General features: G+C 64.9%; 21 protein-coding genes. 5 read left to right on the top strand and 16 right to left on the bottom strand.

Annotation, left to right across the window (positions count from 1 at the left end; genetic code table 11):
- Positions 1-67: 67 nt before the first annotated feature.
- Positions 68-1369 (top strand): MFS transporter, encoded by a 1302-nt coding sequence (locus tag QCE64_RS24825; protein ID WP_310006799.1) that lies wholly within the window; start codon positions 68-70, stop codon positions 1367-1369.
- A gap of 14 nt (positions 1370-1383) precedes the next feature.
- Complete coding sequence (locus QCE64_RS24820) at positions 1384-2112, top strand: SDR family oxidoreductase (RefSeq protein WP_309924139.1); 729 nt, start codon at positions 1384-1386, stop codon at positions 2110-2112.
- A gap of 78 nt (positions 2113-2190) precedes the next feature.
- On the opposite strand, the gene QCE64_RS24815 is transcribed toward QCE64_RS24820, so the two are convergent.
- The 3 genes from QCE64_RS24815 to QCE64_RS24805 all read right to left on the bottom strand — a co-directional run bounded on the left by QCE64_RS24815 (position 2191) and on the right by QCE64_RS24805 (position 6969).
- Positions 2191-4302 carry a TonB-dependent siderophore receptor gene (locus QCE64_RS24815; RefSeq protein WP_310006797.1) on the bottom strand — a complete coding sequence of 704 codons (2112 nt, stop codon included), beginning with the start codon at positions 4300-4302 and terminating at the stop codon, positions 2191-2193.
- A 128-nt stretch (positions 4303-4430) separates the two neighbouring features.
- Complete coding sequence (locus QCE64_RS24810; protein ID WP_310006795.1) at positions 4431-4901, bottom strand: hypothetical protein; 471 nt, start codon at positions 4899-4901, stop codon at positions 4431-4433.
- A gap of 145 nt (positions 4902-5046) precedes the next feature.
- Positions 5047-6969 carry an AAA family ATPase gene (locus QCE64_RS24805; protein ID WP_310006793.1) on the bottom strand — a complete coding sequence of 641 codons (1923 nt, stop codon included), beginning with the start codon at positions 6967-6969 and terminating at the stop codon, positions 5047-5049.
- Between the two features lie 196 nt (positions 6970-7165).
- Here QCE64_RS24805 and QCE64_RS24800 point away from each other — a divergent pair, with 196 nt between their 5' ends.
- Positions 7166-8674, top strand: coding sequence for an MDR family MFS transporter (locus QCE64_RS24800; RefSeq protein WP_310006790.1), 1509 nt, complete (start codon positions 7166-7168; stop codon positions 8672-8674).
- Positions 8675-8985: 311 nt separating this feature from the next.
- Complete coding sequence (locus tag QCE64_RS24795; protein WP_310006788.1) at positions 8986-9648, top strand: DUF4397 domain-containing protein; 663 nt, start codon at positions 8986-8988, stop codon at positions 9646-9648.
- A gap of 168 nt (positions 9649-9816) precedes the next feature.
- Here the strand turns inward: QCE64_RS24795 and QCE64_RS24790 are convergent, their stop codons facing one another.
- The 11 genes from QCE64_RS24790 to QCE64_RS24740 form a co-directional block, all read right to left on the bottom strand.
- Positions 9817-10461, bottom strand: a complete 645-nt coding sequence (locus QCE64_RS24790; protein ID WP_310006787.1) for a DsbA family oxidoreductase — start codon at positions 10459-10461, stop codon at positions 9817-9819.
- Positions 10462-10550: 89 nt separating this feature from the next.
- Positions 10551-11330 carry an SDR family NAD(P)-dependent oxidoreductase gene (locus QCE64_RS24785; protein WP_310006785.1) on the bottom strand — a complete coding sequence of 260 codons (780 nt, stop codon included), beginning with the start codon at positions 11328-11330 and terminating at the stop codon, positions 10551-10553.
- A 45-nt stretch (positions 11331-11375) separates the two neighbouring features.
- Positions 11376-12152: an L-iditol 2-dehydrogenase gene (locus QCE64_RS24780; protein ID WP_309924123.1), complete on the bottom strand. Its 777-nt coding sequence runs from the start codon at positions 12150-12152 to the stop codon at positions 11376-11378.
- A gap of 26 nt (positions 12153-12178) precedes the next feature.
- Positions 12179-13462: a D-tagatose-bisphosphate aldolase, class II, non-catalytic subunit gene (locus QCE64_RS24775; protein ID WP_310006783.1), complete on the bottom strand. Its 1284-nt coding sequence runs from the start codon at positions 13460-13462 to the stop codon at positions 12179-12181.
- Positions 13455-14432 (bottom strand): sugar kinase, encoded by a 978-nt coding sequence (locus QCE64_RS24770; protein WP_310006781.1) that lies wholly within the window; start codon positions 14430-14432, stop codon positions 13455-13457. The genes QCE64_RS24775 and QCE64_RS24770 overlap by 8 nt, the downstream gene beginning before the upstream one ends.
- A 43-nt stretch (positions 14433-14475) precedes the next feature.
- Entirely contained in the window at positions 14476-15600 is a 1125-nt protein-coding gene (locus tag QCE64_RS24765; protein ID WP_310006779.1) for an ROK family protein, read from the bottom strand.
- Positions 15601-15699: 99 nt separating this feature from the next.
- Entirely contained in the window at positions 15700-16464 is a 765-nt protein-coding gene (locus QCE64_RS24760) for an SDR family NAD(P)-dependent oxidoreductase (protein ID WP_309924116.1), read from the bottom strand.
- 22 nt (positions 16465-16486) lie between these two features.
- Positions 16487-17215, bottom strand: a complete 729-nt coding sequence (locus QCE64_RS24755; protein ID WP_309924114.1) for an SDR family oxidoreductase — start codon at positions 17213-17215, stop codon at positions 16487-16489.
- A 35-nt stretch (positions 17216-17250) separates the two neighbouring features.
- Complete coding sequence (locus tag QCE64_RS24750; protein WP_310006777.1) at positions 17251-18510, bottom strand: ABC transporter permease subunit; 1260 nt, start codon at positions 18508-18510, stop codon at positions 17251-17253.
- A 17-nt stretch (positions 18511-18527) separates the two neighbouring features.
- Positions 18528-19331, bottom strand: a complete 804-nt coding sequence (locus QCE64_RS24745; RefSeq protein WP_309924111.1) for an ATP-binding cassette domain-containing protein — start codon at positions 19329-19331, stop codon at positions 18528-18530.
- Between the two features lie 69 nt (positions 19332-19400).
- A complete protein-coding gene (locus tag QCE64_RS24740) occupies positions 19401-20453 on the bottom strand; it encodes a sugar ABC transporter substrate-binding protein (protein WP_309816458.1) in 1053 nt (350 codons plus the stop codon).
- Between the two features lie 348 nt (positions 20454-20801).
- On the opposite strand from QCE64_RS24740, the gene QCE64_RS24735 reads away from it, so the two are divergent.
- Positions 20802-22484 carry an FAD-dependent oxidoreductase gene (locus tag QCE64_RS24735; protein ID WP_310006774.1) on the top strand — a complete coding sequence of 561 codons (1683 nt, stop codon included), beginning with the start codon at positions 20802-20804 and terminating at the stop codon, positions 22482-22484.
- Positions 22485-22500: 16 nt separating this feature from the next.
- Here the strand turns inward: QCE64_RS24735 and QCE64_RS24730 are convergent, their stop codons facing one another.
- Both QCE64_RS24730 and QCE64_RS24725 read right to left on the bottom strand, forming a co-directional pair.
- On the bottom strand, positions 22501-23148 hold the full coding sequence (locus QCE64_RS24730) for a hypothetical protein (RefSeq protein WP_309924106.1): 648 nt from the start codon (positions 23146-23148) through the stop codon (positions 22501-22503).
- Positions 23149-23377: 229 nt separating this feature from the next.
- The gene (locus QCE64_RS24725) at positions 23378-24313 is read right to left on the bottom strand and encodes an alpha/beta hydrolase (protein WP_310006772.1); all 936 of its coding nucleotides are present in this window, start codon (positions 24311-24313) and stop codon (positions 23378-23380) included.
- Positions 24314-24333: the final 20 nt, after the last annotated feature.

The raw sequence follows: 24333 nt of genomic DNA, 5'->3' as shown, positions 1-24333 counted from the left end.
CCCGTCACGCATGCCGGACCTGACCTGAACCAAGCTGGACACCACAACGCAAGTCGAGGGGACACTCATGCTTCAGAAATCGAAGCGCCTGAAACGCACGCAGGTTATCGCGGTCGTTTTTCTGACGATCGCAGGCATCGTCAATTATCTGGACCGCACCACGCTGTCCATCGCGAATCACTCGGTCAGCGAGGAATTGCACCTGAGCGGCGCGCAGATCGGTCTGCTGCTGTCCGCGTTCTCGCTGGCTTATGCGTTCGCGCAATTGCCGGTCGGCGCGATGCTCGATCGCTTCGGCTCGCGCGCCATGCTCGGGCTCGGCATGCTGGTGTGGTCCGTCGCGCAGATGGCGGGCGGCTTCATCCAGTCGCTCAATCACTTTCTGTTCGCCCGCACGATTCTCGGCATTGCCGAGGCGCCGCTGTTCCCGGCCGGCGCGAAGGTGGTCAACGAATGGTTCGCCGTGCATGAGCGCGGCGGGCCGACCGGCACCTTCATCGCGTCCTCGACCATCGCGCCGATGATCGCGCCGCCGCTGCTCACGGTGCTGATGCTGTCGTTCGGCTGGCGCACGATGTTCGTCATCATGGGCGTGCTCGGCGTGCTGGTCTCGGTGGGCTGGTACGTGTGGTATCGCAATCGCGATGAAGTCACGCTGACGCAGGACGAGACCGAATGGCTCGACCAGAACGCCAAGACCGAAGCGCGTCCGAACAAGGGCCTGAGCTTCAAGGAGTGGGGCGCGCTCTTCAAGCTGCGCAACACGTGGGGCATGATCTTCGGCTTCATGGGCGTCATCTACATGGTGTGGCTGTATCTGACCTGGCTGCCCGGCTATCTCGAACATGAGCGCCACCTGAGCATTGCGAAGACCGGCTGGCTCGTGTCGATTCCGTATATCTTCGGCACGCTCGGCATGGGCGGCAGCGGCTATATCGCGGACTATCTGCTGCGCCGGGGCATGGCGCCGATCCGCAGCCGCAAGTGGCCGGTGTGCATCGGGCTGATCGGCGCGGCGGCGTTCACCGTGCCGGCCGCGTACACGCCGAGCACGGCCATGGCGATCGCCTACGTCTCGCTCGCGATGTTCTTCGTGAATCTCGCCAGCGGCAGCGCCTGGGCGCTGGTGACCGTGGCGGCGCCGCGTCACCTCGTGGCTTCGCTCGGCAGCATGCAGAATTTCGGCGGCTATCTCGGCGGCTCGTTTGCGCCGGTCATCACGGGCATCGTGGTGGATCAGACGCATTCGTTCGTCAATGCACTGCTCATCAGCGCAGCGGTCGCATTCGCTGCCGCCCTCGTGTACCTGTTCGTGGTGCGCGAAGTGGCGCCGCAGCCGGCCAGCACGCACGTTCCCTCAGTTTCATAAGCAAGGCATCGATCATGACATTCTCCAATAACCTCTTCGCAGGCAAGACCGCGCTCGTGACGGGCGGATTCTCGGGCATCGGCGCGGCGATTGCGAACCGGCTCGCCGAGATGGGCGCGAGCGTCGTCGCGGCGGGCCTGCCGCCTCCGGGCGACGTGCCCGACGTCCTCGCGCCCGTCGTGCGCAAGGCCACGCTCAATGTGCGCTCGAATGACGAGATCGTTGCGTTGATCGGCTCGTTCGAGCGGCTCGATATCGTCGTGAACTGCGCGGGCGTGATCAGCCGCGTTGAAGAGCATCAACCCGAGGTCTTCGAGCGCGTGCTCGACATCAATCTGAACGGCACGATGCGCATTTGCGCGGCGGCGCGTGAGCTGCTTAAGGCATCGTCGGGCTGCATCGTGAACACGGCTTCGATGCTGAGCTTCTTCGGCGGCGGACTGGTGCCGGGTTACAGCGCGAGCAAGGGCGCGGTGGCGCAACTGACGAAGTCGCTGGCCATCGCGTATGCGGCGGACGGCATTCGTGTGAACGCGATTGCGCCGGGCTGGATCGCGACGCCGCTTACGCAGGCATTGCAGAACGACGACGGCCGCTCGCAAGCCATTCTCGAGCGCACGCCGATGAAGCGCTGGGGCTTGCCGGAAGAAGTCGCGCAAGTGGCGGCGTTCCTGTGCACGCCGGCAGCTTCGTTCATGACCGGCGCGATCGTGCCGGTGGATGGCGGGTATCTCGTTTCCTGAGGTTCATCACCTGCTCGTGCAAGCGGTCTCGCATCTGCCGGAGGGCAGGGCGAGACCGTTTCTTTTTTGCAAGCGCGTTCAGAACCGGTAAGCAACCGTCACCTGTGCCGATAGCGGCGGGCTCGGCATCAACGTGTAGTCGAAGGTCGCCGCCGAGCCGCCGGTGTAGTACTTGCGGTTGAACAGATTGAAGACGTTCAACTGCGTCTTCCACCGGCCTTGCTCGTACGACGCCATGGCATCGGCGCGCACATAGCTGCCGAGCTTGAACGTGTTGGGCAGGGTCGCTTCCCGGGACCCGACGTAGTACAGGCCCGCGCCGACCTGCAAGCCCGGCAGCGACTCCAGCCGGTACACGGTCCAGAGGCTCGCGCTGTGACGCGGGACATTGCTCAGCACATCGCCGACGGGATAGGTGGTGTCGCTCGTCACGGTCGCGAAGGTGTAGGCATAGGTGAGGATCGCCTTCCAGCGCGGCGTGATGTTGCCCGCCACGTCGAGCTCGATACCGCGGCTGCGCTGCTTGCCCGTCAGCACTTCCAGCAACGGGTTGGAGGGATCGGTGGTGAGGATGTGATTCCGCTCGATGTCGAACAGCGCCAGACTGGCGCTCAGCCGGTCCTTGATGACATCGTGCTTGACGCCCACTTCGTATTGTTCCGCCACTTCGGCGTCGTAGGTCACGTTGCTGCCGCTATGCCCGACATTCGGCGCATGGCTGCGGCTCCAGTCGGCGAACCATGACGTATTTTGCGTGGCTTGCCACACCACGCCGATACGCGGCGAAAACGCCGTCTGCTGGCCGTGGCCGGCGGGTTGTCCGGCTTCTTCGGCCTGGTTGATGAAGCGGTCTGCCCGCAAGGCGGCCTGGAGCGTGACCGCCCGCGTCAGTTCGACGAGATCCTGCACGTACACGCCGTAGTCCTTGCCCTGTCCCTGATGGCCAGGCAGCGGATCGCCCGGTGTCAGGCCGGACAGATAGGCCGGATTGAACAGGTCGAGCGACATCGTCGAGACTTGCGAGCCGCCGCTGCCGATCTTCAGATAGCTGTAGTCCACGCCCGCCAGCAACGCGTGCTTCGCGCTGCCGGTGAAGAACTTGCCGGCCAGTTCGGCACGGGCCGAGTATTGACGGGAAAACTCGTTCGCGCCGCTGTAGACGGAGTAATCGAGCAGATTGCCGGCGGGTGTCGTGCTGTCGGGGAAGGACTGGGTCGAGAGCTGGCGCGCATAGGCGTATTGCCCGGACAAACGCAGCGTCCAGTTGCTCGACAGCGCGTGTTCGAACAACACGGTTTCGGCGAAGGTGTCGTTGCGGCCGTAGTCGCCGTCGATGCCGGGATACATGCCGCTGCGCAGCCCGTAATAGCGGGTGCGGGACAGCGACTGATAATCGGGCACCGCCGGCACGCCGAAATCGAAGCCATCGCGGTTCAGGTGGTTGTACTCGGTGAGCAGCGTCACCGAGGTGCCGCTGTGGTTGTCCCACGTGATGGCCGGCGCGAAGGACCATGAGCGATAGCCCGCATTGTCGCGGAAGGTCGAATTGCTCTCCGCCGATGCATTCAGCCGGACGCTCAGCTCGTCGTTCAAGACGCGGTTCACATCCACGGTCGAGCGCGCGAGACCATGCGTTCCCGCCGTGACCCCGACTTCGCCGAAGTTGTCCTGTTCGGGCCGTTTGGAAACGGTGTCGATATAGCCGCCCACCGCGCCGACGCCGCCGTACAGCGCGCCCGCCGGTCCCTTGAAGATCTCGACGCGGTCGATGTTCTGCACGTCGCGGAAGGCGTAATAGCCGTAGTTGCGGAAACCGTCGCGCAGGCCATTGCTCTCGCTGAAGCCGCGGATGTTGAAGAACGTGGCGCCATTGCCGCCATAGCTGGCTTCGGCATGCACGCCGCTGACGTTGTCGGCGATCTGGTCGATGCGCGTGACGCCGCGTTCTTGCAGGATCTCCGACGGCACCACCTGGACCGATGCCGGGTAGTCCTTCAAGGGCGTGCCGGTGCGCAGGAGATTGTCGGCGGTGTCCGGGGCATAGGCGGGTGCGAGCGTATCGCTGACGTGGACGGCGGGCAGGGCGGCGGTATCGTCGACGGACGGCGATGCATCCGCTGCACGCGCCTCGGGCACGCTCACAAGGCCCGCACACATCATGGCAGCGGCAATTTGAGCGCAGCGTGCCATGGGCGCGCGCGTGCCGGCGACGTCCGCTCGCCGCGGTCGTGGTTCGATGTTCATGGTTTCGGTTCAGCAAAAGGAATAGTCGGGCTCGCGCGTCGCCAGGAGCGCGCGCGCAGCGGGAAGACTCGTTCTCAGATGAACAGGGGAGGCGCCCGCGACAACGGGCGAAGATGGGGTGACGCACGCGTCGGCCGGTGCGTCGGAAGGACGCGCCATCGTTCCGTGACGCGCGTCAGCGCAAACAGCACGATCGCGAGCGTCACGCTCACGCAGACAACGAACAGCGCGGCGCTGAAGGGGCAGAGGCCGTCGTCGGATGTCATCGGAGTCTGCATCGGTGCGCCGCCGCTTGCGGACATGTGCATGTCGCCGTGCATCATGTCCTCGTCGGACATGTTCATCATCGCGTGGGTGTCGGGCGCGAACATCGGACCGTGCCCGGAACAGATGACAAGCGCAAAATCGCCCTGCGCCGCCGATACCGGATCGAGCATCACCGCGCCCGGCAACAGGGCGCGCGCAAGAAGCAAGGCGAAAGCGGCCAGCACACTCAGCCGGCTCGCGATTCCGCCCCGCAGGAGGAACCGGCGAAGGGCATTCATGGCGCGCATTTTAACCGGCTATCTCAAAATTGAGGCGGCCGCGTTTCGGTAGATTCAGCGTGGCGCCATCGCTGCTTTCGCTTGACGCGGGTGAGTCGGAAGAGCGGCAGGGCTCCAAAAACGCCCGTTACAAAGGACGCACGGCTCACGCATCGATATCCGTGCAAGCGGCATCGAGTTCGAGCGGCAGGACGCCTTCGCTCCCGCGAATCAACGCATACACAAACTCCCCCGGAACCGTCTCCGAGCGGATCAACGCGTCTGTGACCTCCCGCAGGACGGCCTGATGCCGCTCCAGCAACTCGAAGCAGCGCGTGTCCATCTCGTTCAACATCGCGTTGGCCTGTGCGATCGCCCCGTCGAGCTGGCGTCCGGCGCTCTCGCGTGGCAGCGCTGCAAGGCTGAACAGATTGCCGTCGCTGCCGAAGCCCAGTCGCGAGACCATCTCCAGGCTGATGCGCGATGCCTCCTGCAGATCCTGCGCCGCGCCGCTCGACGCTTCGCCGAACACCAGCAATTCCGCGTTGCGTCCGCCGAGCAGCACCATCAGTTCCTTTTCGAGTTCGCTGCGGCGGTACAGATGCTTCTCCTGCGGCTTCGTGATGAGCGCCATGCCCAGCGCGCCGCCGCGCGGCAGCACCGTCAGTTCCTCCAGCACACCCGTTTCCAGCAGCGCCGCGACGACGCCATGCCCCGCCTCATGCACGCCGACGCGGCGCACCTCCTCGGCATCGAGCGCCTTCTGCGCGCCGCTCACGTCGCCGATGCGCACGACCTTGACCGCCTCGCGCAGATGCGCCGCGGCCACCGTGTCCGCACCCTCCCGGCGCGCGATGAGCCCGGCCTGATTGACGATCATCGCCAGCGAGGCCGGCGACAAGCCGACCGTCAGCCGCGCGAGCTGGGCGCAGTCGATATCCGCGGCACGCGACGGCATCCTTTCCAGGTAATACTCGAAAATCTTCACGCGATCCGCGACATCGGGCAGGCGCACCGGCACGATGCGGTCGAAGCGGCCGGGACGGCGCAGCGCTTCGTCGATGCTCTCGGGAAAGTTGGTCGCCGCGACGACGATCACGCCATCGTTCTTGTCGAAGCCGTCCATCTCCGCGAGCAACTGGTTGATGATGCGGTTGCTTTCGGCATCGGCGGAATCGGACGCGCCGGTGGTGCGCGCGGCGAGGCCGTCGGCTTCATCGATGAAGATGATGGCCGGCCCATGCTTGCGCGCCATCTTGAACAACTGCTTGACCTTCTGGATGCCGACGCCGTAGTACTTCGCGCTGAAATAACTTCCCGTGATGGCGATGAACTGCGCGCCGCATTCGCCCGCCAGCGCCTGCGCCAGCCGCGTCTTGCCGACGCCCGGTCCGCCCGTCATCAGCACGCCGCATGGCGGACGGACGCCCAGCTTCGCGAACGAAGCCGGATCGCGCAGATAGGCGCGGATGTCTTCGAGCGCGGCCTTGGCCTCGGCCGCGCCGATCACGTCGTCGAAGCTCAGGTGGGTCGGTTCGGTGATGAGCGTGGCATCGCCCTTCATCTCGCGACGCATGTAGCGGAAGATCAGGAACAGCAGCAGCACGGACACCAGCATGCTGGCCGAGTCGCGGAACGCGGCGAGCAGAGTCGCAAAGCCCGCATGCGTGCCGATCGACACATTCGGCAGCCACGCAATCCGGTAATCGGGCGCGCGGCCGTCCTTTGCAGGATTGAGCAGCAGCGCCTGCGAGAACACCGCGAAACGGTCGGTGACGAAGTAGCGCGCGCCGTCTTTCGTCGAGACGAGAATGGCGTCCAGCGTCACGCCGATGGCCGCCACGCGCTGCTCGCGGATGTCCGCGAGCATGCGCGACGCATCCTGCTCGGTGCGCGCCCATGGCGACGGGTCATCGCGCATCGCGCGGACAATGCTCGATGCCTGCAGCGGATCGACATGCGGCTGGGCCGTGCGATGCTGCAGCACGGCGCCGCCGATCGCAACCAGCACCGCGATGATCACCACAAAGGCGAAGCGCACCCGCCGTCGGCCCCACCGGGTCCACGGTCCGTTTTTTCCCGGTTTCATCAGCGGTCTTCCTCGAATGCGTATGCGTATGCATGCGTCCCTCTCGGGCGGGGACGTGGCGCTCATGCGGCGACGCATGAGCATGGCTGACCCATGGTGTACGCATCGCGGCGGGCTGTCCGTGCGGGTGACCGCTTTGGTCATGCGGGCGCCACGTCCAGTAAACTGGCGATCGCCATTCCATTCTCTTCAACCGATGTCCACCGAAGCAATCGAACCCCACGCAAGCTCCCTCCCACTGAACCAGCGCCGCCGCGTCTTCGCGGGCCTCATCCTTGCGATGATCCTGGCCGCGCTCGACCAGAGCATCGTCGCGACTGCGCTGCCAGTCATCGCCGGCGAACTCGGCGGACTCAATCACCTCACGTGGGTGGTGACGGCGTTCATGCTGACCTCGACCGTCAGCGCGCCGCTCTACGGCAAGCTCTCCGACATGTACGGCCGCAAGCCGTTCTTCGCGCTCAGCATCGGCATCTTCCTGGCGGCTTCGGCGCTGTGCGGCGCCGCACAGTCGATGAACACGCTGATCCTGTTCCGCGCGTTGCAGGGACTCGGCGCGGGCGGCCTGATGACGATGTCGCAGACGCTCGGCGGCAGCATCGTGCCGATGCGCGAGCGCGGCCGCTATCAGGGACTCTTCACCGGAGCATTCGCGGTGAGCAGCGTGGCGGGACCGCTCCTCGGCGGCCTCATCACGAGCCACGCATCCTGGCGATGGGTGTTCTATATCAACCCGCCGATCGGCGCGCTGTCGCTGGCGCTGGTGCTGATGTCGCTGCCGAAGGTCGAGCGCGGCGGGCAGCACGCCGTCGATTACGCGGGCGCGGTGCTGGTCTGCCTCGGCACGTCGGCGCTGTTGCTGGTGTTCAACTCGGCGTCGGCATCGTTCATGTCCGGGCTGCGCCTGCCGCTGGCCTGCGTGCTGGCGCTCGCGTGCTTCGCCGCATTGTTCTTCGTCGAGCGGCGCGCGCAAGAGCCGATCATCGACCTGAAGCTGTTCGGCAACGTGCCGTATGCCACCTGCGTGGCCGCGTCCGGCATCATGGCCTTCGCGATGATGGGATCGCTCGTGTTCATGCCGCTGTATTTCCAGCTCGTGCTGGGCGAGACGCCCGAGCAGTCCGGCGCGATGATGCTGCCGCAAGTCGCGCTGATGCTGATTACCTCGGTGGCCGGCGGACGCTTCTCGGTCGGCAGCCTGAAGCGCATTGCAACGCTGCTGTCGATCGGCGTGTTCCTGGAATGCCTCGGGCTGGCATCGCTCGCGCTGCTCGCGCATCGCGGCGCCAGTGTGCCGCTGTTTCTTTGCGCGATGGCGGTGCTCGGCGCAGGCATGGGAATCGGCATGCCGAATGCGACTGTCATCGTGCAGAACTCGGTGCCCGAACGCGTGCTCGGCGCCGCGACCGCGACGATGGGTTTCGTGCGCTCGCTCGGCGCGTCGCTGGGCGTGGCGTTGTCGGGCGGCATCATGAGCTTCGTGCTCAAGCGCGAGCTCAGCGATCTGCCCGCGGCCTTCGACACCCAGGCGCTGCTCGATCACGGCCTCGGCGCGATCGCGCAGATGAGCGCCGCGCAGCAGGCGCAGGTCGTAGCGGTCTATCGCGGGGCGATTGGCGCGAGCCTGGTTGCAGGCGGCATCGTGATGTTCATCGGCTTCCTGCTGGTGCTCAGGCTGGCGCGCAGCAGGCTGCCGCAGCGTTAGGTTATGCCGCTCTCCGTTTTCTCACATGCCATCGAGGAATTGCTTGAGCGATTTCCTCGTTTCGCTTTGATTAATACAGGAGTTTGTCAGCGGTTTTTAGCAGTTAAAACACTTGCGTAAATGCTAAGTCTTTTAAAATCCAACAAAGAATGAACAAGAATATTTCCATGTACGGCATTTGTTCATCTTGTCTAAAAACTTGCGACCTTATATTTTTCTCATAGGCCCATCGTGCTTAGAACCGAAGCTTGGTCGGCCAAGGAAATCGGTCAGACTGTTGGCATCGCCCGCCTGGGCTATGGGAGCACGACGTGATCAAATACCTTGCAATGTTGCTGGTTTGCGTCGCGTCAGTCATAGCGGGCTGCGGCGGTGACGATAACAATTCCGGCAATACCCATCTCAGGATTCTTCACGCATCTCCCGACGCGCCCAACGTCGATGTTTATATCGACAACGGCCTCGTCCTCGCAAATGTTCCTTATCCCACTGCGTCGAATTACCTGACGATTGTTGCGGGCGCGCATAACATCAAGATCAACGCAGCGGGTACTTCGACTACCGTAATCAGCGTTTCACCCTCGCTGGCACGAGACAATTTCTATACCGCCATTGCAGCGAATTTCGTGGCAAGCATTCAGCCGCTTCTCGCGACCGATGACGCATCGGCGCCTCCCGCCGGACAAGCGCGTTTGCGAGTGATTCACGCTGCGCCCGACGCGGGTCCCGTGGATGTACTCGTCAATAACCAAGTGGTGTTGTCGAACGTGCCGTTTGCGGCGATCAGCAACTACCTTTCGGTCGCACCCGGCACTTACGATGTGGAGGTCAACGTTGCAGGGACGTCGACGACCGCAATCGAAGCGAATATCGATGTGGCTGCAGGCACAAACTACACGGCGGTGGCGATCGGGTCGGTCAAGACGGCTGCGACGAACCCGCTTGCACTCAAGGTGTTGGTGGACGGGAAGTGAGTGCGAACCCGGTCCGGGCATGAAGTTCGGGATGCCCATGTCACGGTCCGTTACCCCGTGCTTTGCTTAACATAATGCTTATGATGAAACTTTTTAAGCGAAGCGTCCATATCTTGACCTATGGCCAGCCCGAGATGGGCAATCTCTGGATTAAAGGCTAGAAGCGCCTCAAGCCTGCCCGCCGATGATCTTGCGGATCGCTTCTTCGAATGCTTCCGAAGGCTGTCCGCCGCTCACCAGATACTGGCGGTCGAAGATGATCGCCGGGACGGATTGAATGCCGAGTTCCTGGAACTCGCGCTCTTCCGCGCGGACTTCATCCGCGAACCGGCCGCTGGCGAGCACGTCGCGTGCTTGTTCGGCATCGAGTCCGACGCTTCGTGCCGCATCGATCAGCACGTCCGCCTGGCTCACGTCCTTGCCCTCGCCGTGATAGGCGCGCAACAGCGCGAGCTTGAGCTCGAGCTGCTTGCCTTCGATGCGCGCCCAATGCAGCAGGCGGTGCGCATCGAAGGTGTTGTAGACCCGGTTGCGTTCACCGAACGTGAAGCCTTCCTGCCCGCCACGCTCGCGGATCATCGCCTGCGATTCGGCGATCTGCGCGGGCGTGCGGCCATATTTGCGGCCGATATAGTCGACGATGCGCTCGCCTTCCGGCTGCATGTCCGGATTCAGTTCGAACGGATGGAGCGTGATATTGGCGTCGACAGAGTCGCCGAGGCGTTCCAGCGCGCGTTGCAGCGAGGCAAGCCCGACGGCGCACCACGGGCAGGCGATATCGGAAACGAAGTCGATTTGAAGAGTGCGGGACATGGGGGATTGAGTGGAATGCGAGTTCGACAGGGTAGCGTCAAACGCCGGGGCTTGCAGGCATCGGCCGGAAGCGATGCGCTTGCGCACCCTCACCAGCACACATATCCGCCGTCGGCGAGCACGATCGCCCCGGTCATGAGACTCGCCGCATCGCTTGCAAGAAACAGCACCACAGAGGCGATCTCGTCCACCCGGCCCAACCGGTGCATGGGCGTGTTGCCGACCCAGCCCTGCAAGCGCGCCTCGTTTTCCTTCGCGTGCACGTACTGATTCATCTCGGTGTCGATATAAGTGGGCGCCACCGCATTCACCCGCACGCCGCGCGCGCCCCACTCGGCTGCCAGCGAACGCGTCAGATGATGCACCCCCGCCTTCGACGCGTTGTAGTTCACCTGTTCCTGCGGCCGGTTGACGATGAAGCCTGACATCGAGCCGATGTTCACGATACTGCCGCCGCCCCGCTCCAGCATGCCCCGGCCGAACGCGCGGCACGCCCGGAACACGCCGGTCAGATTGACATCGATCACGCGGCTCCAGGTTTCGTCGCTCATGCTTTCCGCCGGGTGATCGGAGATGGCGATGCCCGCGTTGTTCACCAGCACATCCACGCGCCCGTGCCGCGCCACGATGGCGTCGTTCACGCGCTGCGCGGCAGCGGCATCGGTGACGTCGAACACCTCGCCTTCCACCGTCGCGCCGGTCGCGGCAAGCCGGGCGACGGCATCGTCGAGCGCCTTCGCGTCGTAGTCGGTCAGCACGACGCGCGCGCCCGCTTCGGCAAGCGCCTCCGCAATGGCGAAACCGATGCCCCGTGCAGCACCGGTAACCACCGCGACACGGTCGTCCAGCCGGAATTTGTTCATGTACATGCGTGGATCCTCAGCGCGTTTGACAAAGGGATGACCCAATGCAGGTCAGCTCATCCAGTTCCCGCCATCCACATTGAGCGTCTGGGCCGTGATGTAGTCCGCATCCGCCGATGCAAGGAACACCGCCGCGCCGGTCAGTTCATCCGGCTTGCCCATGCGCCCGAGCGGCACCGCTTCGCCCACCAGCCGCTTCTTCTCGCCGATGGGCCGGTTTTCATAACGCGCGAAGAGTGCATCGACGTCCTTCCACATCGGCGTATCGATCACGCCGGGCGCAATCCCGTTGACGTTGATCTTGTGCGGCGCCAGCGCGAGAGCCGCCGACTGCGTATAGCTTATGACCGCGGCCTTGCTCGCGCAGTAATGGGACACCAGCGCTTCGCCGCGCCGGCCCGCCTGCGACGCCATGTTGATGATCTTGCCGCCGCCGCCCTGCTCCACCATCTGCTGCGCCACGCGCTGCATCAGGAAGAACATGCCTTTGACATTGACGGCGAACACGCGGTCGAAGATCTCCCACGATTCGTCCAGCAAGGGCCGCATGTCGAAGATGGCCGCGTTGTTGTAAAGAATGTCGATACGCCCGAACGCGCCGAGCGTCGCGCTCACGATCTGTTCAATGCCCTCGCGCTTCGTGACGTCGGCCTGGATGAGCAGCAGCCGCTCGGCCGGAATGCCGCCGAACGTGGCGCTCATGTCGGCCTGCGGCTTGACATCGACCGCGGCGACTTTCGCGCCTTCCTCCAGATAGCGGCGCACGACCGCCTCGCCGATGCCGGCTGCCGCGCCGGTCACAATCGCAATCTTGCCTTCGAGTTTCATTTGCAGCGTCCATTGAAAGAAGGGATTCAGGCGCGGCACGCGGCCGCGTACATCTCGATGACTTCACGTACCTTGCTTTGAATCAGGCTCGACGGCGCACCGTCGATGCGTCCCGCCCGCAGCGCCCAGTACTGCGCCGGGAGATGACGGCTCAGCAGGTTCTCGGGGATCGGCGTTGCGTCGAGGTTGTGCAGCAGGCGATGCGTCGCGGCATCGATCGCGGGATCGGTCCAGTAGTAGCGCACGCGGTCGCTATAGCTATAGGTGCGCAGCAGACGCTTTTCGTGTTCGTCGCCGTGGTAGTAGCGTTCCCAGTTGCCCGGCTTGTCCGTCATCACCTGCTCGACCACCTCGCGCAGCCTCGACTGCTCGCCCGCCGGCACGAGTTCGGCTTCGATATCGGCGAGTGCGTACAGCGCTTCGCGCAACGCGAAGGTCACGCCCGGGCCGACCTTGAGAATCGCGAAGCCATCGTGCACCAGGGCACGCAGTGCGTCGGCGGTCTGATAGTCGGTGGAATGCGCCTCGAAGACCATGCCCGGCAGTTGCTTCAAGGCCTGCGACAGCCCTCCCGCGAGCGCGGGCTGATAGTCGATCACCTTCGTATGATCGAACTCGACGCCCGGCTGCACGACCAGCGCGATCACGCGTTGCCAGGCATCGTCGAGACCGCGCGCGTGCCAGGCGGCGCGATGAATCGCGACCGTTTCGAGGGCAGCATCCGCATGCGTGAGTTCGACGCCTTGCAGTGCCTCGCTCGCGCCGCCCGGCACGGGCACTTCAGTGCCGATCACATAGACCGGCCGCGTGGCGAAGCCCGCGCGTTGCGCTGCCGCTTCGCCAACCGCGCACAGACGCGACGCGCGCTCGGCCACGACTGCGTCGGACAGCCGCTCGGGATCGCCGCCGCACGGCATGCTGGCATCGAGATGAATCTTGCTGAAGCCCGCGCTGACATAGGCATCGATCAGCGCATCGGCGCGCTCCATCGCTTCCTCGGCAGGCAATGCGCGCCACGCGTTCGGACCGAGATGGTCGCCGCCGAGGATCAGACGCTCGCGCGCGAAGCCCACCTTGTCGGCGATGCCGTGCACGAAGCGCACGAAATCCGCCGGCTTCATGCCGGTGTAGCCGCCGAACTGATCGACCTGATTCGACGTCGATTCGACCAGCAGCGGCGTATCGTCGTCCAGCGCCTGTCGCAGCGCGGCTTCGAGAACCCAGGGATGCGCGGAACAGATCGAGTAGATGCCCTTGAGCCTGCGGCCCGCGTCGGCATCGCCGGAAAGGCGTGTCACCACGTCATGCATGTCGGTGCTCCGAGATGAACTGATCGAGTTGTGCGAGCGTCGCGGTGCCTTCCATCGGACCCTTGGCCTGAACCGCACGCGCGCCGCTCGCGCTCGCATAGCGCAGCGCGCGTTCCGCGTCCATGCCCTGCATGCGGCACGCAATGTAGGTCGCGCCGAAGCAGTCGCCCGCGCCGGTGGGATCGACCTCTTCGACGGCAAACGCCGGATGGTCCAGCCGCTGCGCACCGTCGTACAGACGGCAGCCCTGCGCGCCCTGCTTGACGACGATCTCGCGCACGCCTCGTCCAAGCAGTTCCTCGATGGCGGCTTCCTCGGAATCGGCTTGCGTCAGCAGCGTGACTTCGTGTCCGCTCGGCAGGAACACGTCCGTGCTGGCGATCAGATGGTCGAAAGCATCGCGCATGCCGGGACGGTTCAGGATCTCCTTGCGCGCATTGGGATCGAAGCTCACCGTGCCGCCCTGCGCCTTGACGATACGGACCGCCTTCTTCACGGCGTCGATGATCCCGGCCGAGAACAGCGACGAACCCATCACATGAAAATGCGCGCAGTCCTTGAGCCGCGCCTCGCTCACCTGCGCCTCCGACAACTTCGCCGACGCGCTGTTGGCAATGTTGTAGATGAAGTCGCGCTCGCCGTCGTCGCGATAGGTGACGAAGGCGCTGCCCGTGGTTTCATGCCGCAGCACGTCGATGGCCGACACATCCACGCCATCCGCGCGCAGCCGCTCCACGTTGAGCACGCCAAAGTCGTCGTCGCCGACGCAGCCGATCATCGCGCAACGGCTGCCCGCCTTGGCCACCTGATCGATGAAGATCGCCGGCGCGCCGCTCGCATACGGTCCGATCAGCAGGCCCGGCGCACGAAACGATTGCCCGCGCTCGGTCGCCATGATCTCGACGAGGATCTCGCCCATCGTCATGATGAGGCCTTTCGTCTGGATTCCGAAGAGTGATGATTCAGCCATGCCTGTACCCTCGATCATTGATGAACCGGCGCTGCGTGTGCCGCTAGAACAGGTTGCTGTAGAGCGGCATCGTGGCCGCGCCGAGCGCCGCGGAAATCTCGCTGTCGGCGCGGCCCTGATGCAGCGCGATGCGGGCGGGACGGCCGTTCATTTCGTAGGCGGCCACGCCGTCGCGCGCCCGGGCGACGAGCCTCTGCAACGGCTCCGGCGGCAGCATGCCGTTCACGATCACATCCGACACGTCGACGATATTCGACACGCTCGCCAGCACCCGGCCCAGGTCCGCGCCGGCCTGCTCGATCCAGCGCTCGAAGGCCGCGCTGCGCCCGGTGTCGAGCGCGTTCAGATCGATATCGCCGATATGCTCGCAGCCCAGCGCATGCGCCAGCCCGCGCAAGGACACGATGGTCTCCAGGCAGCCGCGCGCGCCGCAGAAGCACGGTACGCCGTCGCGGTACGCATTGACGTGGCCGATCTCGCAACCGTTGCCCGTCAAGCCGCGCACCGCGCGCCGGTTCACCAGCAGCGCGCCGCCCAGTCCATTGCCGATGCTCACGTGCAGATAGCTGCCGAAATGCCGGCCGTCGCCGAACCAGTATTCGCCGAGTCCCGCCGCCGTGCCGTTGTTCTCGATGTGGATCTCGTGGTCGATGTGCTGCGACAGCGCATCGCGGAAGCCGTACTCACGCCAGGCCGGATACTGCGCCGACTGGCAGACGCGGCCGCTCGCGCCGTCGATCGGCCCCATCACCGAGACGCCCACGCCAAGCATCTTCCCCACGCGGCCGGGATGCATGTACAACGCGTTGTAAAGCGAAGCAAGCACCTGGACCGCGCGCTCGGGATCTTCTATCGACAGCTCTTGACGCATCTTGTGGATCACGTTGCCCGCTACGTCCACGAGCACGCCGGTCGCGAATTCATGGTCGAAGTGCAGGCCGATGGTCGAGGCATAGTCCGCAATGATGTGCAGGCTGCGCACCGGCTGGCCGGTCGCGCGCACTTCGCGATCGATCGATTCCTCCACCGCGCCGTCGCCGATGAGGCCGCCGACGATGTTGGTGATCGTCGCGGCGGTGAGCCGCGTTGAGGCCGCGATGTCGGCGCGTCCGATGCCCGGCTCCTGACGAATGACTTCGAGCACCAGCGCGCGATTGAGGTCGCGCACGCGAGGTCCGTTGAAGCCGTGCTGATGCCGGGTGTGCTGTCGGGTGTGCGATCGTGTGTGCTTGTCGGGCACGCTTGGAAACTCCTGTTCTGCCTTGAATCAACGCGTGGTATAGCCGCCGTCGACAACCAGCACTTCGCCGGTCACATAGCTCGCGGCGGGCGAGCACAGGAACAGCGCCGCCGCCGCGACTTCCTCGGGCTGGCCGACGCGCACCATCGGCGTCATGCCGCTCCAGATCCTGAACCACTCCGGATTCTCGATGCCGCCGCGCGACATGTCCGTATCGATATAGCCCGGCGCAACCGCATTGACACGGATGTTCTCCGTCGCCAGTTCGCTGGCGAGGCTCTTCGTCATCATGTGGACCGCGGCCTTCGAACTGTTGTAGGCCACCTGGTTCTGCGGAATGTTCGAGACGATGCCCGAGATCGAACCCATGTTGAGCATCACGCCGCTGCCCTGCGCGCGCATCGGCACGAGAGCGGCGCGGCAGGCGCGGAACACGGCATCGAGATTGAGGCTCATGATGCGGCGCCAGCGCGCTTCGTCAAAATCGCCGCTGTCGCCGTGAATGGCGACGCCCGCGTTGTTGACCAGAATGTCGAGCCGGCCGTGCCGCTTCACCGTTTCATCGATCAGACGTTGCGGCGCGTCCTCTTCCTGAAGATCAGCCGCGATGAAGTCGAATTCGAGGCCCGCGTCACGCAGGCTGCGTTCGGCTTCGGGCACCGGGGCGCGGCTGCTGATGACCAGACGCGCGCCCGCTTCGCCGAACGCATGGGCAATCGCCAGGCCGATGCCGCGCGTGCCGCCGGTGATCAGCGCGAGTTTGCCGTCGAGGCGGAATTTATCGAGGATCATGGAGTGAGGTCCTGAAAGGCGTTCAGATATCGACGCTCGTCGGCAGAATCACGAGATCGCGGATCGTCACATTGCGCGGGCGGCTCAGCATGAAGAGCACGGCATCGGCGACTTCCTTCGGCTGCATCAGACTGCCGGCAGCCAGCGCTTCTTCCATCTTGGCTTTCGGCCAGTCGTCGAGCAGCGCCGTCACGACCGGACCGGGCGCGACCGCGCCAACGCGAATGCCATGCTTGATCACCTGCCGCCTGAGCGTATGCACGAAAGCCTGCACCGCGAATTTCGATGCCGTGTAGACCGGCTCCCACACCACCGGCACGAAGCCCGCCACCGAACTCGTGAACATCACATCGCCGGACTTCTGCGCGATCATGTGCGGCAACACGGCGTGCACCGAGCGAAACGCGGCGTTGATGTTGAGATTGAGCATGCGGTCCCAGTCGTCGGGATTGCCCGCCGCGACCTCGCCGCCCACATAGGCGCCGGCGTTCGCGTGGAAGATGTCGAGACCGCCGGCGGCATCGAGAATCCCGGGCAGCATGCCGCTCACCTGCGACGGCTCCAGCAGGTCCACGACGAGCGGCAGTGCGTTCGGCCCGATCTCGGTACACAGCGTCTCCAGCCGTTCCCTGGCGCGATCGATCAGCACGACCTTCGCCCCTTCCGCCGCGAACGTGCGCGCGCATTCGAGACCGATGCCCGATGCCGCGCCCGTGACGGCGGCGACCTTGCCCTTCAGCAGTTCACTCATGTCCGTTTCTGCCTTTCGTGAGGTTTGAAATGAAGTCAGGCGCGTCCGTGCGAGACCCGCGACTGCCGCGCCAGCGAATCGACAATCACTGCAATGGCGAGCACCGCGCCGGTAATCATGAAGCGCAGCGATGAGGAGAGGTTCAGCAGCGTGAGGCCGCTTGCAATCGACTGGATCACGATCATGCCCAGCACCGCCGAATACGCGCTGCCGCGGCCGCCGAACAGACTCGTCCCGCCGATCACCGCCGCCGCGATGGCGTTCAGGTTGACATCGCCGGTGCCGGCCTGCGTGCTCGCCGACGCGAGGCGCGCGGCGGTCAGCACGCCGCCGAGCGCGGCGAGCGTTGCGCACAGCACGAAGGCGCTGGTGTAGATGGCCCGCACGTTGATGCCCGCGCGCCGCGCGGCTTCGCGATTGCCGCCGACGGCGTTCATCGACCGGCCCCAGCGCGTGCGGCGAAGCGCGTAGTCCAGCGCGACCGCGAGACCCACGAACAGGCCGAACATCAGCGGCACGCCGCGTCCGGTGTTGAGATAAGCCACGACGATTTCGAGCAGCACGGTAACGACGATGCTCCGGATCAGCAACGAAGTGCTCGATGCCGCCGACAGGTTCGAGGCCCGCCGCCGTGCGCTCGTGCGCCATCCCGCGATCAGCAGCGCCGCGCCGGGCAGGAGCGCGATGACATAGGACACGGCAGCGGGGATGATCATCAGTTGCCCGAGGTTGACCATCACCGAGTCGTACGGCAGGTTGATCGAGCCTGACGGACCGAGCACGTAGAGTTGCAAGCCGAGCAGCGTGAGCAGGCCCGCGAGCGTCGCGACGAAGCTCGGCATGCCGAAGCGGTTAAGCAGCACCGCGTACAGCACGCCCACGGCCGCGCCCGCGATCGCCGCCACGACGATCGCCGCCAGCGCGGGCCAGCCCTGGTTGACCCACAGCACGCCCACCAAGGCAGAGGCGAAGCCGCTCATCGAACCGACCGAGAGATCGATCTGCCCGACCAGCAGCACGCAGACAATGCCCAGCGAGATCACGCCGATGGTCGAGCAGTCGAACAACAGGTTCACCAGATTGTTGGCCGACAGGAACACCGGATTCAGGCTCGTAAACACGGTCCAGATGAGGATCAGGCCCACGACCACGGGCAAGGATCCGAGATCGCCGGAACGCACGCGATCTAAGAAGGCGGAGATGACATCGCCCGCGCTCGCGGCGTGCTTCACGCGCACGTCGCTGCGGTCGAGCGGCGCGCCGGCCGGGCGCGTTTCAGTGGATTTGTCGCTCATCTCGATGACTCCTGGCTTCAGGCGTTGGGCGCAGCCTGACGACGCTCCGCGCGGCGCGACACGGCGTTCTCGGTGGCGCCGGTGATGGCCGCGACCAGCGACTGATTCGACGAATCCGGATAGAACACGCCGTTATTGCGCCCGAGCCGCAGCACGACGATCCGGTCCGCCACGGCGCGCACGTCTTCCATGTTGTGGCTGATCATGATCACGGCGTGACCGCGGTCGCGCACCCGTTCGATCAGGTTCAGCACCTCGGCGGTCTGCGCGACGCCGAGCGCGGCCGTCGGTTCGTCGAGCATGATGAGTTTCGGGTCGAGCAGCAGCGAACGCGCGATCGCCACGGTCTGCCGCTGGCCGCCCGACAGCGACGCCACCACGTCGCGCACGCTCGGAATGCGCGCCGACAGTTCATTGAGCAGCGTCCACGCGCGCACTTCCATCGCGACTTCGTCGAGGCGCAGCGGGGCGAGTTCGCGGCCCAGGAAGATGTTCGCGACGACATCCAGGTTCTCGCACAGCGCGAGGTCCTGGAATACCGTCGCGATGCCCAGGTCGAGCGCCGCGCCGGGATCGGCCAGGGTCACTTCACGGCCGCCGAAGGTGATCGTGCCGCTGCTCGGCTGATGCACGCCGGCGAGAATCTTGACGAGCGTCGACTTGCCCGCGCCATTGTCGCCGACCAGCGCGACGACTTCGCCCGCGTGCACGTCGAGCTCGATATCCGTCAGCGCCGACACCGCGCCGAAATGTTTGGAGATGCCGCGCAAGCTCAGCACGAGCTCGCCGGTCCGCGCTCCCGCAGTCGGTTGGTCGCTCATTTGGACAGGCCTCGGATCGGAAGAAGGCGGATGCCGCAGACACGGCATCCGTGCAGCGAGTACGCCGGATCAGTTGATGCCGAGCTTCTTGCAGCCTTCCGCATAGCGGTCGGTGCAGAGGTTCTTCGCGCTTTCGATGCCCTTGTCCACGACCTCCGCCTTCAGGTTCTTCTGCGTGATGACCGTCGGCTGGAAGAGTTGCGACGGCGTGTTGAAGAGCGTCGTCTGCGCCTTGGGCTTCTGTCCGTCGAGCAGCCCGACCGCGACGCGCGCCGCCGCTGCCGCGACGATCTCGCTCGGCTTGAGAATCGTGTTGTACTGCTCGCCCGCGATGATCAGTTGCAGACCCGCGATGGTGGCGTCGTTGCCCGTCACCGGCGGCACGGGATTGACGCCCGCCGCCTTCAGCGCCGCGATGGCGGCGCCGCCGGTGCCGTCGTTGGCGGCGACCACGCCGACGATCTGCCCGGAGAAGCGGTTGATCTGCCCGCCGACCCATTGCTGCGCCTTCGGCGGCGCCCAGTCCGGCGTGTCGTATTCGGCGAGCGTCTTGTAGCCGCTGCCCGCGAGACCTTCATGACTGCCCTTCTTGATGAGCCCCGCGGCGGCATCGGTCGGTGAACCGTTCACCTGGAGCACGCCGCCCTTGCCCGGCGCGACGCCGCTCGCCTTCAGATGCTCCACCAGCGATTGCGCCACGGCCCGGCCGATCTGCTGGTTGTCGAACGAGACGTAGTAGTCGGCGGGCGTCGATGGAATCGGCCGGTCATAGGCGATCACCTTGACGCCCTGGCTCTGCGCCAGATGCACGAGCGAAGCGGCGGCGGCCGAATCGACCGGATCGAGCACGATCACTTTCGCGCCTTGCGAGATCGCCGAGTTGAATTGCTGCTGCTGTTGCGACGCGTCGCCGTTGGCGTTCTGGTACAGCACCTTGCAGTTGGGACAGAGCTTGCCCATCTCCGCCTTGAAGCCGGGAAAGTCGTGCTGCTCGTAGCGCGTCGAGCCCTGATCGGGCATCAGGAATGCAACGGTGCCGCTCGTTGCTGCAGTGGCGGCGCCGCTCGACAAGGCGAGCGCAAACGTGGCCGCGCTCAATAGCGTCCGGGATTGGCTAGTCATCATGTCTCCGTTATTCGATCTTGCGATCTTGGTATGGGCAACGCAGGCTCGATCCGTCCGCGTCGAAACGACATTAAATCAATTGATTTAACTAAGTCAACGAGATGTTGGCGGACAAGGGCAAACCCCGAGTTCGCCGCTGAATAAAGCACGGGCGTCCGCGTCGTGCCGATCGCTAAGCCATACGAAGGCATGCTCCGGCAAGACCTTCAGCCAATTGCGCATGAGCCCGCCAAGCGCGATCAATGGTGCTCCTGTCGTGCGCACATGGCTCGCCTATGATGGAAATCGCAGCCGGACTGTGGAGTGCCCGACGGCCGGTTCGCACCCTCGATGGAGCATCACCGCATGAGCGATTTCTTCGGCGCACCCGAGTCGGACGAAGCCAGCGTGCGCGATCATCCGCGACATCAGCAGATGTTCCCTGTGCTGACGGAGCGCGATGTTGAACGGCTGCGCCATTTCGGCGAGCCCTGCCGGCACGCGAGCGGGACCCTGCTCTACAGCGCAGGCAGTCTGTGTCCCGGCGTCTTCGTGCTGCTCTCCGGCCGAGTGCGCATCGTCAGCCGCGATGCGCTCGGACACGAGCGCGTCCTCTGCACCTACACGCAGCGCGGCGCATTCACGTCCGACGTGACCCAGCTGTCGAACAAGCCGGCGGTCGTGGATGCCCAGGTCATCGAGGACGTCGATGCGCTGCTGCTGCGCCCCGATGCGCTTCAGGCCGTCATGATCAGCGAAGCCGATCTCGGCGAGACGATCATGCGCGCGCTGATCCTGCGCCGCGTGCTTGTGTTCGAACGCGGCCAGGGCGTGGTGCTGGTGGGATCGTCGAACGATGCGCGCCTGCTCGATCTGCAGACCTTCCTGCGCCGCAATGTGTTCCCGTCTACTTCCCTCGATGCCGAAGGCAATGCCGAAGCGCTCGCGCTGCTCGAACGCCTCGCGCCCAAGCCCGACGACTTTCCACTGGTCCTGTGTCCGGACGGCGCCATCCTGCGCAATCCCGACGCGGGGCAACTGGCGTCGTGTCTCGGGCTCATTCCCGAATTCGACCCGGCGCATGCCTATGACGTGGCGATCGTCGGCTCGGGTCCGGCCGGGCTGGCGACGGCGGTGTATGCGGCGTCGGAAGGCTTGTCGGTGGCGGCAATCGACTGCCGCGCGCCCGGTGGTCAGGCAGGCAGCAGTTCGCGCATCGAGAACTATCTGGGCTTTCCGACCGGCATCACCGGTCATGCGCTCGCCGGACGCGCCTTCGTCCAGGCGCAGAAGTTCGGCGCGCATATCGGCATTCCTTGCGAAGCGATGGCCTTGCACTGCGGCGGCGCGCTGCCCTGCGTCGAGTTGACGGATGGCCGGCGTATCACGGCACGTACGATCGTTATTGCCACGGGCGCGGAATATCGCCGCCCCGATATTCAGGACCTCGCGCGCTTCGAGGGCAACGGCGTGTATTACTGGGCGACGCCCATCGAGGCCCGGCTATGCCGCAAGGAACCGGTCGTGCTGGTCGGCGGCGGCAACTCGGCGGGACAGGCCGTGGTGTTCCTGGCGTCCCATGCCGAACACGTGCATCTGTGCATCCGGGGCGCGAGCCTGCGGCACAGCATGTCGCATTACTTGATCGAGCGGATCATGTCGCTGTCCAACGTGACGCTGCATGTCCGTACCGATCTGACCGCGCTCGAAGGCGATGCCCGGCTCGAACGCGTTCACTACCGGCGTGAAGACGGCGCTGCCGACAGCGTGACGACGCATCACCTCTTCGTTTTCATCGGCGCGCAGCCGAATGGCAGATGGCTCGCGACATGCGGCGTCGCGCTGGACAGCAAGGGTTTTGTCCTGACCGGCCCGCAGGTGCCGCAGCCTCAGCCGGAAGCCGGCGCGATGTCCTTGCAGACGAGCGTGGCGCGCGTGTTCGCCATCGGCGATGTGCGGTCGGGATCGATCAAGCGTGTCGCATCGGCGGTCGGCGAAGGCGCGGCGGTGGTCGCACAGATCCATGCTTGCCTGGCCGAGACAGGCTAGACGCTTCCCGCCCCGCTCAACCCCGCAGATTGCTCTCGCAGTCTTCCCAGTAACGCAGCGGATCATGGTGATCCGGATAGTGTGCGTCGAGCCACGCGGTGAGCTTCGGCCAGTCCGGATGACGGGTTCCGGTCTGTGCAGACCAGTTCGACGAGCGTTCGACGATGCGTCCGTTCTCGCGGTCGCGCACCAGCACGCTGCCGAGTCCGTTCGAACCATGCGACTGCGATTCGACGAGATAACGCGGCAGCAGCCGGAACTCGGCGTCCTTGGCCCAGCCGTACACCGCGCGAACGCGGCCGCCGGCATCCCGTAGTTCGATGGCGCCGGTCTTCGGGCGGACCGCTTCCCAACCTTCCGGAAATTCCGCGACGATCTCGTCCTTGCCTTCCCTGACCCACTTCACGTGGAGCGCCCGTGTCATCGCTTCGCGCATCCGGGCCGCCGACGCATAGCCTTTCGGCAAATCCACTCCGACCGGAAGCGTGATCAGGTTGTCCTTCCACAGCGCCGACTCGTCATCCTCGACGCGCTTCACGACGTCGGACGCGGCGGGACCGAACGGATTCTCCGGGCGACCCGACACGCTCTTCTTCGACGGCGCCAGCCCTTCGAAAAGCCGCTCGGCATCCATACGGGTCAACTTGGTCTTTGACTTGTTCATTGCTGCATTACTCCATTGTCACTTCTGCTCGAACTGCACGGGCTGCTGAATGGCGAAGCCATCGGGTCGTGTCGGGATTTTCAGGGATGGACGGTGCGGTCACGCCTGTCGTGCAGCACGCGCGGAAGGACGCGGCGTGAACGGCAACAGGGTATGGCTGGAAAGCTTTCGGGATACAGCAACGATCGTAACATGAGCCCGGCTCTCGGCCGGTGGCCCGGTCAGACGCTCAAGCCGATGCCGGTTCTCGATCGAGCCGCGCGTAAAAGCTGCCCAGCGCGCCGAGCACCGGTGCGAAAAACGCGGGATCCAATGCATGGCCCATCGCGTCCACGATATGCAACTGCGCCCCAGGTATCACGGACGCAGCCCAGCGCGCATGCTCCAGCGGGAAGATCGGGTCGTCGCTACCGTGGATCAGCAGTACCGGTACCCGCAACGAGGCAAGTTCGTCCGGTTGCAGATTCGGCGAACGCTTCTGGGCCAGCGCATGATGACTGTGGTTGGCGAGTTTCGCAGACAGGCCGTCGGTTCTCAGCATGACTTGCGCCGCATACGCATGGGCGAGCGCCAGCCAGGCGGCTTCATCGAACGGCGAACGCTGCCCGGCAGCGAGCCGGAAGTTGTCGACGAAGCGCTGCGCCCGCTCTTCCGCCGTCACCGGCGCACTCGCATTGAGCGCGATGACTTGCGCAACGTAGTCCGCCGACGGACGCGGAAGCTCGCCCGCCCTTGGCGCGACGCCTGCAAAAGCGTCGTTCTTGGGCCGCAGATCGGCCGAGGACATCATCACGGTCAGGCTGCGCAATCGTTCCGGCCGTTGGAGCGCCATCCGGTATCCGATCACCCCGCCTTGCGACAAGCCTATGACGTGAGCGCTCCGGACAGCCAGTGCATCCAGCAGGGCGAAGGCATCGGCGGCGAGGTCATCGAGCGTGTAGGGCGAAGTGTCGAAGTCGATATAAGTGGAAAGCCCGGTGTCGCGGGCATCGAAACGCACGACGCACAAACCGGCGCCCGCCAGTTCTTCGCAAAACCTGTCAGGCCACACGAGCCCGGGCGCGCTGTTGCCCATCACCAGAAGCGCCACGGGATCGGAGCGCGAGCCGAACATTTCCACATGAAGTTCGATGCCATTCGCCTGAAGTCGCTCGTTCTGAGGCATTCAACGGCTCCGATGCGGCG

The sequence above is a fragment of the Caballeronia sp. LZ043 genome, assembly GCF_031451075.1.
Lineage (GTDB): Bacteria > Pseudomonadota > Gammaproteobacteria > Burkholderiales > Burkholderiaceae > Caballeronia.
Note: the sequence above shows the minus strand (reverse complement) of the source record. Positions and strands in the feature narration are given on the sequence as shown.